Genomic DNA, 11,616 nt, shown 5'->3' on the forward strand with positions numbered 1-11,616 from the left:
CATTCAAACAAATTATAAAAGAAATTAACCTCTATACACAAGGCTGGATTAATTATTATGGAATTGGAGATATGAAAAGCTTTATCAAGAGCGTAGCTCATTGGCTAAATCATCGATTGAGACAACTATGTTGGAAACGATGGAACAAAGTATCGACTAAATTTCGTATGTTAAGAAAGTATGGAATAGAGAAAGAAGAAGCATGGAAGGTGGCTAATACGAGAAAAGGGTATTGGCGTATGACCCGTACCCACACACTTCACGGAGCGATTACGAAGAAAAAGCTGGTAAATTGGGGTCTAAAAGACCTAAACCAACTTTTCCAGCAGAGATACTTAAGTTATTGAACCGCCGTATACCGAACGGTACGTACGGTGGTGTGAGAGGTCGGAGCCGTAAGGCTCCTCCTACTCGATTAATATAGAATAGAATTCAGACAGATCAAAGTTAGAAAAGACTAAAGCGCATCATTAAAAAAGAGCTGGCTTGAATATTAATTTTTTTTGTCCTACAATGAATAAGATAGATAGAATTAAATAGCCTTGTTAGGTGAGGCTACTGTACCAGAGATAAGCTACTGCCCAGAAACGTCCAAAGACGCCAACGGGTCAACAGGAATTTTCGAATTAAGGAAATTTTTAACGTAGCTGGGTCTGACCCTATGCTGTACAGTGCTGAAACTCAATGAAGGGGTGCGGGGATTAAGCCCATTTGAAGCAACTTGCCCAGCAATTGTTTTGCACGCCCTTCGGAGCGTGTTTTTTTTGTTTCTATTTTATCTTAAAGACAGATAGGAGCAGAAGAATAATTTTGCTCCTATCTTGCTCTTGATGCCTTATCATAAAATCCTTTAAGGGAGGTGGTTCGGATGGATTCTATTCCGTCTTGTCGACAGATGAAACAAATCAAAAACATCCCATCCATACGCTACATAAACTATTACAAGAAGGAGAAGCTCGTTTGAGGAGCCTTCCTGAGAGGAATGATTTTAATGAAAAGAATTGATGATAGAAAAAATAATTACTATGAAGGAATCTTTAAAGCTGCGAAGGAAAATAATCGTAAGAAGTTTCGTAAGTTATTCTTAAAACTCCATACAAATGACCAAGTAGAACTCTTCCATCTTCTATATACTGAAAAAAAGAAAAAAGTAGAGAGTTTCTTGGAACCGTCAGAGTTTGCGGAATTATTTGAATGGATGGATCCCGCTGATCAAACGGAAGCCTATGAAGCCTTTTCAACTGAATATATTGCGAATTTATTCCATTATATGGAGATAGATAATGTGGTGGATTTTTTATCCTACCGAGATGACGAAGAAAGACAGGCTCTCTTAAACCAGTTGGATGCAGCAGAAAGAAGCAGAGTAGAAGAAATGCTTGCCTATGAGCCAGAGACTGCCGGATCCATTATGACTAAAGGATTTATCAGTGTTTCTCCTGAAAACACTGTGCAGCAGACGGTAAAAATGGTGCGTATCTTTGCTAAAGAAACAGAAATGGTTTACTATATTTATGTTTTAGATAAAGAAAACAGATTGGTAGGTATTTTGTCTCTTCGTGACATGATTCTTCATCCAGAAGATACAAAAGTTCAAGACGTTATGCTTACCCAGCTAACCTTTGTGAGAATCAATGATGACCAGGAAGTAGTTGCACGTATGATTCAAGATTACGATTTACTAGCAGTTCCTGTTTTAAACGATGAAGATGTGATGTTAGGAATTGTAACTGTTGACGATGTGATGGATATTCTAGTTGAAGAGACTACAGAAGATTTTAATGAATTTTCTGCTATCCGAAAAACTAAAAGCAAAATGGAAAGAGGAGAAGAAAGCGCTTGGCAAACTGCTCGAGTAAGGATGCCGTGGATCATCATCCTTGTTTTCTTGGGAATGATCAGTGCCTCTTTAATTAGTTCTTTTGAAGAAACTTTGAATCAAGTTGTAGTGCTTGCTGCTTTTATCCCCATTATTATGGATTCAGCCGGAAATGTAGGAACGCAGTCATTGGCAGTAGCGGTCCGAAACATTTCTATGGGAGAAAAAAGAACCAAGGAAGAATTTTGGCAGAATATACTAAAAGAATTAGTAGCAGGAATGATAATCGGGTTAGCTGCGGGAATAGTATTAGCACTCGTAGTAGGTATCTTTTATCAGAATCTAGTTTTAGCAGTGATTATTGGGTTTTCTCTTTTTGTGACCTTAAGCTTGTCTACTGTAGTGGGTGCTGTAATTCCTTTTCTTATCAACAGACTGAAAATTGACCCTGCTATTGCTTCTGGTCCTTTCATCACGACCATCAATGATGCAATGGGGTTATTGATTTACTTTAGCGTAGCAACAAAACTACTCCATGTGCTTTAAAAATCTGGAAGCAGCACCAAACGTATCTCAAGACGTTTGGTGCTGCTCTTTTTAGGGCAAACCTAAAACAGTACTTTTCTATTTAAAAGATTTTAACCAATCTAAAGAGAACTTGTGAATCAAAGTGTCGGTTTAAAGGATTGAAAGCGAAATCAATCAAAGTGTTATTGACTCAAGCTGTAGGAGATGCTACTTTGAATAAGTTGATATTACAAACAGAGGAGTATGCATACAGTGAAAAAAGAACATGTTCAGGTTAAACAGGTAATAATAGATCCAACAGCAATTGGATTATTTGGATTAGCAATAGTGACATTAGTTGCTTCTACACAAAAATTAGGATGGACTAACGGCGTTTCCGGTATCGTCCCTTGGGCTTTTATGCTAGGTGGAATTGGGCAGTTGATTGCTTCGTCATATGATGCAAAACACAACAATTTATTTGGAGCAACAGCTTTTGCAGCTTACGGCTTATTTTGGTTAGGAACAGGAATGAGCTGGATGGTTCAAAACGGTTTATTTGGAGCTGCTTTTCAGGCAATGTATGACCCTAGACAATTAGGTGTGGCTTTCTTAGGCTACTTTGTTTTCACTGTGTTTATGACATTGGGAGCGATGGAAACCAATAAAAATTTATTTATGATTTTCTTATTGATTGCTTTTCTTTTCTTAGGGCTGTTTATGTCAAGTTTTGGAATTGCAGAAAACTTCTTTCACATGATGGCTGCTATTGCTGAGTTTTTGATTGCTATCTTTGCTTTTTATGGAAGTGCGGCAGCAGTTTTAAATGGACATTTTGGTTATACTTTCTTGCCAATCGGCAAACCTTTTGGTATTTTTAAAAAATAAAAAAAGAAACTCCTCTTCTTGCAAGAGGAGTTTAAACCACGCTATTATGTATGCGGTTACCTTTAGGTGCTGATTCTTCGAAGTGCTTTTCAAAAAAATATCTAGTTTCAATAACTAGTTTGTCTAGTTATCTGACTTATGGTAAACTATGGGTAATTAAATTGTTAGAATAGGTGACTACATGAATAAAATAGAAGAAGAATTAATAGCCTGGACAAAAGAAATTACTCAATTTCGGTTTCCGCGTTGGGAAGACTTGCCAGATTTTGATTTATACATGGATCAAGTACTGACTTTGATTGATACTTATCTTTCTGTGTTTAATCCGAGTCAACAGAAAAAAATCATTACGGCGTCAATGGTAAATAATTATGTGAAATTAGGGTTGATTCCAGCTCCTGTGAAAAAGCGATATAAGAAAAAACATTTAGCGTACCTAATTGCGATTTCTGTTTTGAAACAAGTCTTGACTATTCCAGAAGTTAAAGAAGGAATTATCTATCAAGCTTCAATCAGCGGCATTCGGGAAGCGTATGATTTGTTTTGTACTGAACAAGAAGCAGCTTTGATAGCTATCGCTTCACATTTGGAGAAAAAAGATCGACACCCTTTGCCGTTGATGCCAAATGATACAGATATGGCTAATTTAGTTGTTCGCACTGCAACGATAGCGGTAGCGACTAAAATCGTTACTGAAAAAACGTTATCTTTGATTGCTCAAGAAAAAACAGCAAATAGGAAAGAGACCAAACAAAAAAAAGAAACTGAACTGTGAGGAGATAATTATGAACAAAGAAAAAATTGCTTTTCTCGTCGATTCTGGGTCCAATGTCCCTGAAGAAATCGTTAAGTTAGGAAATATGAAAGTTATTCCTTTAAAAATTATCTATAATAATGAAGAATTCACTGATAATGTGGATATCACAGCGCAAGATGTATATGATCGGTTAGAAGAAGAAATACCTAAAACTTCATTGCCGAGCGGCGAAACCATCACTGAAATGCTGGAAGAAATTCAATCAGAAGGCTTTGAAAAAGTGATCTGTGTCACTATTTCTAGTGGACTGAGCGGCACAAACAATATGGTTCGAGTAGTGGCGGAACAGTTTAAAGATTTGGATATCTTCACAGTTGATACAAAAAATATCGGAATCGGCAGCGGGTTGATTGCTGTCCAAGCCTATACTTATGTTGCAGAAGGCTTGGATTGGGAAACAATCAAAACTAAATTAGAAGAAGATGTTGCAAAGTCTAAAATCTTTTTCCACGTACCAACGTTAGAGTATCTGCAAAAAGGTGGTCGAATCGGTTTGGTCGCTTCTATCTTGGGCAATATGTTAAATTTAAAACCTATTATTACCTGCAATGAAGACGGGGTTTACGATACCGTCGCTAAGATACGCGGCAGCAAGAAAAGTGTTCAAAAAGCAATTTCTTTAGCAGTTGAATTTGCAGGAACGGCTAAAAAATACCATTTAGCTATTGCTTATGGCGGAAAAACTGCTGAAAGCCAAGTTGCGGGCATTCGTGCTGAACTTAAAAAGCAATTGCCGCTTTTTGATAAAATTTACGAAGGTCAAATTAGCCCAGCACTAGGTGTTCATACGGGTCCTGGGTTAATCGGGATCGGTGTCTGTATCTTGGAACCTTAAAGTGAAACGAAAAGCTTTCCTGATTTCTATTAGGAAAGCTTTTTTCTGTTTGTTTTAGACTTTTAAATAACATTTCAGGAGGATTCTTTGCTATAATATGAAAGTTGGGAGTGAAACGATTTGCTAAAAGCACATACAAAATGGAAAGTAAAAGAAACGCTGATGGACAAAGAACATGAAGAAGAATTGAGCCGAAAATTAGGTTTCACATCATTATTTACGACTTTGTGTTTACAAAGGGGCTTAGGGACAGAAGAAGAAATCCAGCATTTTTTGAAGCCGGATGAGACGTGGATTCATGATCCTTTTCTCATGCACGATATGGATAAAGCCGTTTCCCGTATTATGGAAGCAATTGAAAAAGGTGAGCTGATCACTGTTTATGGCGACTATGATGCGGATGGTGTCACAAGTACGTCCGTTTTGAAAGAAGCCATCGAAATGATTGGCGGAGAAGTAAATTTTTATATTCCAAATCGATTTAGCGACGGTTACGGTCCGAATACTCAGGCGTTTGAAAAATTGATCGAAGCTGGAACTGGGTTGATCGTTACCTGTGACAATGGTGTTTCAGGACATGAGGCGATTGCTAAAGCCAATGAGTTAGGAATTGATGTAGTCATAACCGACCATCATGAATTGCCTGCAATCTTGCCAGCGGCTTATGCAATTGTTCATCCCCGTCATCCAAATGGCCACTATCCATTTAAAGATTTGGCAGGAGTAGGAGTAGCGTTTAAGCTGGCGACTGCTTTACTGGGTGAAGTTCCACTTGAATTACTCGATTTAGTAGCTGTTGGTACCGTGGCGGATTTAGTTTCTTTATTAGGAGAAAACCGGGCTTTGGTCATGCAAGGAATAGCTGTTTTAAGAGAATCGCAAAGAGTGGGTTTAGCTGCTTTATGCAAGGTGGCTGGAGCCAAGCAATCAGAAGTGGATGAAGAGACGATTGGCTTTATTTTAGCCCCTCGGTTGAATGCGATTGGGCGTTTAGGCGAGGCTGCTCCTGCTGTAGAATTGTTGACGACATTCGATGAGGCCGAAGCGAATTCCTTAGCTCAGTTAATTAATGAGAAAAATAAAGAACGACAAGCCTTGGTTTCAACCATCACAGCTGAAGCTTTTGATATGATTGAAAAAAGCGATGCGAACCCGCATGTGTATGTATTAGCAAAAGAAGGCTGGCATGAAGGAGTTTTAGGAATCGTGGCCAGCAAAGTGGTTGGCAAGACTGGAAAACCAGCTATTGTATTGAATATGGATAGGACGAATGGGACAGCTAAAGGATCAGGACGAAGCGTGTCAGCTTACCATCTGTATGAAGCATTAGAAGATGTCAGTCACTTGACGACGAATTTTGGCGGACACCATATGGCAGCAGGTTTGACACTGCCTGTCGAGAATATTGGTGCGATTCAAACAGAACTCAATGCTTTCTTACTGCAAAGCGGTTTAGCTGAGCAGTTAACGGAAGAAATCGTAGTTGATGAACGGTTGACCATAGCTGAGAGTAGCGTGGAATCAATCGAAGAGCTGCAAAAGCTTGCTCCTTTTGGAACGGATAATCCTAAACCGGTCTTTTTATTCGAAAATGTAAAAGCACAAGATGTTCGACGTATCGGCGGAGATAATGCACATTTGAAATTAAAAATAGCGGATGAAACAGCAGCTTTAGATGTGATCGGTTTTCAATTCGGCCCTGTTGCAGCTGAGATTGGTGCTGATGCTGAACTATCGATTGTAGGACAGTTAAGCATTAATGAATGGAATGGGTTGCGTAAGCCTCAGTTGATGATTGAAGACTTGGCAATTGAGGGAGTGCAAGTTTTTGATTTGAGAAGTACTCAAATCGCTCCAGCAATTTGGCAGATGGCACCTGCTGATTATTTATTTTTCAATGAAAAAAACTATCAACAATATGAAAGCAGCATCACTGAGACAAGTTACAGTCATTTGATCACTGATCAAGAAAGTGCCGAGGGTTTTATCCTGCACACGGATCAACTTATTTTAGTTGATTGCCCCTCAGATTTAACTTTATTAAGCACTGTATTGAATCAGGTAGAGCCAACAAAGGTTGTGGCTTGTTTCTTTAACCAAGAAGAAGCTTATCTTACTGGAATACCTAGTCGGATGCAATTTTCACAAGTTTTTAAGTATACTGCAACTCATATTGATATTGATGTTCGTCATAAAATAAGTTTATTAGCAACGCATTTGAAAATAAAAGAAAAACTATTGATTTTTATGATTTCTGTGTTTTTTGAAGTAGGATTTGTTACAATAAAAGACGGTGTTATGAATATTGTTCCAAATGCTGAAAAGAAAGAGTTGACTGAATCGACTACTTATCAAAACCGTTTGAAAAAAATAGCAGCTGAAGAAGCTTTGATCTATAGTCGGTTTACTGAACTAGAAACCTGGTTAAAACAACAGTTGAAAAAAGAACTGTAAAATTGGATGGAGGAAAAGTTTCAATGGACTTAAAAAAATATATTGCAAATGTACCCGATTTTCCCGAAGAAGGCATTATCTTTCGTGATATTTCACCTTTAATGGCAGATGGAGAAGCTTACCGTTATGCTACCAACGAAATCGTTCAATACGCAAAAAATAAAGGCGTGGATATGATTGTTGGACCTGAAGCTCGTGGATTTATTGTAGGATGTCCCGTTGCCTATGAATTAGGTATCGGTTTTGCGCCGGCACGTAAAAAAGGAAAATTGCCTCGTGACACAGTCGAAGTCAACTATGGTTTAGAATACGGCAATGACGTTTTGCAAATTCATAAAGATGCTATCAAACCTGGACAAAAAGTGCTGGTTTGCGATGATTTACTAGCTACTGGTGGAACAATTGCGGCAACAGTCAAATTGATTGAGCAACTAGGAGGAGAAGTAGTCGGTATGGCTTTCTTAGTTGAGTTAACCGATTTAAATGGACGTGACAAAATTAAAGGATACGATATTTTAGCTTTAATGGAATACTAGAAGCTTGATAAACTAATAATGGACAATATAAAAAGTCGTTAAACAAAATTTGTTTAGCGACTTTTTGTATTAAAATATATGGCTGCGGTAAAGTCCTACGACTTTTCCTAAAACAGATACTTCATCTAAAATAATAGCATCCATGGTCTCATTTTCCGGCTGCAAACGATAATAATGATCTTCTTTATAAAATCTCTTACATGTTGCTTCGTCTTCATTGGTCAAGGCAATAACGATATCTCCGTTGTTGGCGCTGGATTGTTTGCGGACGATCACTTCATCACCATCAAAAATCCCAGCATCGATCATGCTTTCCCCACGGATAGTCAACATGAAAAGCGATTCGCTTTCTTGTTTTAAGTTTGGCGGAAGCGGAAAATAATCGGTCGCTTCTTCTACTGCTAAGATGGGTTCGCCCGCTGTAACAGTTCCTAGCAAAGGAATTTGTTTTAATTGAACACCTAATTTTGATAACCCCGTAGCTGTTAATTCGATTGCTCTCGGTTTACTAGGATCTCGTTGGATAAACCCGTTTTTTTCCAATCTGGACAGATGCCCATGGACAGTCGATGTAGAAGATAAAGAAACGGCTGTTCCAATCTCGCGTACAGTCGGTGGGTAACCTTTTGATTGGACTTGTTCGTGGATATATTGTAATACTTCAATTTGTCTAGATTCTGGAGTTTTACGCATAAATAGCTGCACCTCAATTCCTATATATTTCTTATTCATAGAATACCATAAAATTATATGCGAATCAAACAAATGTTCGCTATATTTAAAAATCAATTTGATGTATTTTATAGGATTTTTTTGGTATAGTAGCTAAAGAATACAAATAATGGAGTGAGTAAAATGTTACCTAAAGAACAATTGACCAGAATCAATGAATTAGCAAATAAATCTAAAGCTGAAGGGCTGAGCTTGTCTGAACAAGCAGAACAAAAAAAACTTCGCGAAGCGTATTTAGCGGCTTTTCGAGGAGGAATGCGCAATCATATCGAAGGACTAAAAGTTGTTGATGAGGAAGGCAACGATGTGACTCCCGATAAATTGAAAGAAATCCAAAAAGAAAAAGGCATCCACGACCGTTCCTAACAAATGGAGCGATAAATAGTGCAGGTATGAGGAAAGAAAGACTGTCTTTATAAAAAATGCATTCAGTGATTGCTTCAATGGGAATAAAACAGTAAAATAGAGGTATTACAATTGAAAGGATGATTTACTTGTTTGACAATACGGACCAATTAGCGGTAAATACAATTAGAACACTGAGTATAGACGGAGTGCAAAAAGCCAATTCTGGTCACCCAGGCTTGCCGATGGGGGCAGCGCCGATGGCGTATACTCTTTGGACGCAACAATTAAAAGTAAACCCTAAAAATTCAACGTGGGTGGATCGGGATCGGTTTGTCCTTTCAGCCGGCCATGGTTCAATGATGTTGTACAGCCTTTTACACCTTGCAGGCTATCAGGTGTCGATTGATGATCTAAAAAAATTCCGCCAATGGGAAAGTAAGACTCCTGGACACCCAGAAGTTCACTATACCAATGGGGTTGAAGCGACTACTGGTCCATTAGGACAAGGGATCGCAAATGCTGTAGGAATGGCAATGGCTGAAGCCCATTTAGCCGCTACGTATAACAAAGAAAATCACCAAATCGTGGATCATTACACGTATGCTTTGTGTGGCGATGGCGATTTAATGGAAGGGGTTTCTGCAGAAGCAGCAAGTTTAGCGGGTCATTTAGAGTTAGGTAAACTGATCATGTTATACGATTCGAATGATATTTCATTGGATGGACCGACTTCAAAAGCCTTCACTGAAAACGTTGGAAAACGGTTTGAAGCGTACAATTGGCACTATATTTTAGTAAAAGATGGAAACGATTTAGACGAAATCAATGCTGCACTTGAAGCAGCAAAAGCAGAAACAACGAAACCAACCTTGATCGAAGTGAAAACGGTGATCGGTTTTGGGGCTCCTAATGCGGGATCTCATAAAGTCCACGGTGCTCCACTAGGTCCCGAAGGGATCGAAGCAGCGAAAAAAGCTTACGGATGGGAAGGCGAAGACTTCTTCGTGCCCGCTGAAGTAGCACAACGTTTCAAAGAAACGATGGTCGATAAAGGCGTTGCAGCGGAAAAAGAATGGACGGCTGCTTTTGAAGCTTACCGTAAAGATTACCCTGAGCTAGCGGCTCAATTCGAATTGTCGATGACTACTGAACTGCCAGAAGGTTGGGACAGTGAATTGCCAAGCTTCTCCGTAGAAGACGACGCTTTAGCTTCTCGTGTTACCGGAAGCCAAGTTTTGACTGCTATCTCTGAAAAAGTTCCTTATTTCTGGGGCGGATCAGCCGACTTATCGTCTTCAAACAACACGATGGTTGCTGGAGAAAAAGATTTCCAACCGGGACAATATGAGGGCCGCAATATTTGGTACGGTGTCCGTGAGTTTGCGATGACAGCTGCTGCTAACGGAATCGCTTTACATGGTGGTTCAAGAACCTATGTCGGCACGTTCTTTGTCTTTACCGATTATTTACGTGCAGCGATTCGTTTAGCGGCGATCTCGAAATTGCCGGTAACCTATGTGTTTACCCATGATTCGGTGGCAGTCGGCGAAGATGGACCGACCCATGAACCGGTTGAACACTTGTCTAGCTTACGCGGCATGCCGAATTTAACTGTTTTGCGTCCAGCAGACGGGAATGAAGTAACCGCTGCTTGGAAGATCGCAATAATGTCAACGGATCACCCGACATTATTGGTCTTATCTCGTCAAAACTTGCCGGTTTTACCAGGCACACAAGAAAAAGCGCAAGAAAGCGTGGCTAAAGGGGCTTATGTTCTTTCACCTCAATCAGGAGAAACGCCTGAAGGCATCTTGATTGCGACAGGTTCTGAAGTAGCCTTAGCATTAGAGGCTCAAAAAGCATTAAAAGCAGACGGGAAAGATGTCTCCGTGGTTTCGATGCCAAGTTTTGATCTATTTGAAAAACAAGACGCAGCTTACCAAGAGTCTGTCTTACCGAATGCCGTCCGCAAACGGGTTTCCATTGAAATGGGCGCCAGCTTTGGCTGGGAACGCTATGTTGGTCTAGATGGAGCTATGGTAGCCATCGACAAATATGGCGCGAGTGCACCTGGTGCTACGGTTATTGAAAATTATGGGTTTACAGTGGAAAATGTTGTAGCGGCTTACAGTAAGCTATAGACTATTTCTTCATTTGTCAGCCATGTGGATTGAGAACAGTTCAATTCACATGGCTTTCTTATATGGAAATTGAAAGATCTTCAGGCAAACGGTACATTTTTTTCTTAAGTAAGGCGTTTAGCTATTTATTTTTAGTTTAAAGTCTAGTACAATTAACCATTGAGAGATTTTGAAAGGAGTGAATGAAATGAGCACAGGTTTAGCAATACTTTTTATTATTCTTGCGTTAATTGCAGGTTTAGTTGGTGGATTTTTCTTAGCAAGAAAATACATGATGGATTATTTCAAAAAGAACCCGCCAATTAATGAAGATACTTTACGTATGTTGATGATGCAAATGGGTCAAAAACCATCTGAAAAGAAAATCAAACAAATGATGGCATCGATGAAAGTGCAATCAGATAAAGCAAATAAAAAAAAATAAGCGGCATATGATGTTTTGCTTATATTATTTATGTGAGCAGATTTTTTCTGTTCGCATTTTTTATTTCATAAACAGCCTTTTAAAAGGACAAAAAAGGGAGTAGGTGAAAAGTTAT

Annotated in this window: 11 protein-coding genes and 1 riboswitch; of the genes, 10 read left to right on the top strand and 1 reads right to left on the bottom strand. The window is 39.1% G+C overall.

Annotated elements, in window-relative coordinates; all coding sequences use genetic code 11:
• Positions 1–11 precede the first annotated feature (11 nt).
• The 7 genes from JHE06_RS12165 to JHE06_RS05760 all read left to right on the top strand — a co-directional run bounded on the left by JHE06_RS12165 (position 12) and on the right by JHE06_RS05760 (position 7,856).
• Complete coding sequence (locus tag JHE06_RS12165; RefSeq protein WP_236253564.1) at positions 12–347, top strand: group II intron maturase-specific domain-containing protein; 336 nt, start codon at positions 12–14, stop codon at positions 345–347.
• Positions 348–534: 187 nt separating this feature from the next.
• A riboswitch (M-box (ykoK) riboswitch) is annotated at positions 535–698 on the top strand.
• A gap of 293 nt (positions 699–991) precedes the next feature.
• A complete protein-coding gene (gene mgtE / locus JHE06_RS05735; RefSeq protein WP_201089822.1) occupies positions 992–2,365 on the top strand; it encodes a magnesium transporter in 1,374 nt (457 codons plus the stop codon).
• A 234-nt stretch (positions 2,366–2,599) separates the two neighbouring features.
• Positions 2,600–3,214, top strand: coding sequence for an acetate uptake transporter (locus JHE06_RS05740; RefSeq protein WP_201089825.1), 615 nt, complete (start codon positions 2,600–2,602; stop codon positions 3,212–3,214).
• Between the two features lie 181 nt (positions 3,215–3,395).
• A complete protein-coding gene (locus tag JHE06_RS05745) occupies positions 3,396–3,989 on the top strand; it encodes a DUF1836 domain-containing protein (RefSeq protein WP_058918495.1) in 594 nt (197 codons plus the stop codon).
• Positions 3,990–3,999: 10 nt separating this feature from the next.
• Entirely contained in the window at positions 4,000–4,866 is an 867-nt protein-coding gene (locus JHE06_RS05750; protein WP_201089827.1) for a DegV family protein, read from the top strand.
• Between the two features lie 120 nt (positions 4,867–4,986).
• Positions 4,987–7,320, top strand: a complete 2,334-nt coding sequence (gene recJ, locus JHE06_RS05755) for a single-stranded-DNA-specific exonuclease RecJ (protein ID WP_201089829.1) — start codon at positions 4,987–4,989, stop codon at positions 7,318–7,320.
• A gap of 23 nt (positions 7,321–7,343) precedes the next feature.
• On the top strand, positions 7,344–7,856 hold the full coding sequence (locus JHE06_RS05760; RefSeq protein WP_058920206.1) for an adenine phosphoribosyltransferase: 513 nt from the start codon (positions 7,344–7,346) through the stop codon (positions 7,854–7,856).
• A gap of 69 nt (positions 7,857–7,925) precedes the next feature.
• On the opposite strand, the gene lexA is transcribed toward JHE06_RS05760, so the two are convergent.
• A complete protein-coding gene (gene lexA, locus JHE06_RS05765; protein ID WP_058918498.1) occupies positions 7,926–8,549 on the bottom strand; it encodes a transcriptional repressor LexA in 624 nt (207 codons plus the stop codon).
• 162 nt (positions 8,550–8,711) lie between these two features.
• Here lexA and JHE06_RS05770 point away from each other — a divergent pair, with 162 nt between their 5' ends.
• The 3 genes from JHE06_RS05770 (at position 8,712) to JHE06_RS05780 (ending at position 11,501) form a co-directional block, all read left to right on the top strand.
• Positions 8,712–8,954, top strand: a complete 243-nt coding sequence (locus JHE06_RS05770) for a DUF896 family protein (protein ID WP_058918499.1) — start codon at positions 8,712–8,714, stop codon at positions 8,952–8,954.
• Between the two features lie 119 nt (positions 8,955–9,073).
• Positions 9,074–11,077, top strand: coding sequence for a transketolase (tkt, locus tag JHE06_RS05775; RefSeq protein WP_201089831.1), 2,004 nt, complete (start codon positions 9,074–9,076; stop codon positions 11,075–11,077).
• Between the two features lie 187 nt (positions 11,078–11,264).
• Positions 11,265–11,501, top strand: a complete 237-nt coding sequence (locus tag JHE06_RS05780) for a YneF family protein (RefSeq protein WP_058918501.1) — start codon at positions 11,265–11,267, stop codon at positions 11,499–11,501.
• The last annotated feature ends 115 nt before the right edge of the window (positions 11,502–11,616 follow it).

Source organism: Carnobacterium sp. CS13 (genome assembly GCF_016653495.1).
GTDB classification, from domain to species: domain Bacteria; phylum Bacillota; class Bacilli; order Lactobacillales; family Carnobacteriaceae; genus Carnobacterium_A; species Carnobacterium_A antarcticum.

Bases quoted from the DNA above. Each gene is read 5' to 3' on its own strand.
- JHE06_RS05770 (WP_058918499.1), top strand. From the start codon at position 8,712: ATGTTACCTAAAGAACAATTGACCAGAATCAATGAATTAGCAAATAAA.
- lexA (WP_058918498.1), bottom strand. From the start codon at position 8,549: ATGCGTAAAACTCCAGAATCTAGACAAATTGAAGTATTACAATATATC.
- JHE06_RS05760 (WP_058920206.1), top strand. From the start codon at position 7,344: ATGGACTTAAAAAAATATATTGCAAATGTACCCGATTTTCCCGAAGAA.
- tkt (WP_201089831.1), top strand. From the start codon at position 9,074: ATGATTTACTTGTTTGACAATACGGACCAATTAGCGGTAAATACAATT.
- JHE06_RS05780 (WP_058918501.1), top strand. From the start codon at position 11,265: ATGAGCACAGGTTTAGCAATACTTTTTATTATTCTTGCGTTAATTGCA.
- JHE06_RS05745 (WP_058918495.1), top strand. From the start codon at position 3,396: ATGAATAAAATAGAAGAAGAATTAATAGCCTGGACAAAAGAAATTACT.
- JHE06_RS05750 (WP_201089827.1), top strand. From the start codon at position 4,000: ATGAACAAAGAAAAAATTGCTTTTCTCGTCGATTCTGGGTCCAATGTC.
- mgtE (WP_201089822.1), top strand. From the start codon at position 992: ATGAAAAGAATTGATGATAGAAAAAATAATTACTATGAAGGAATCTTT.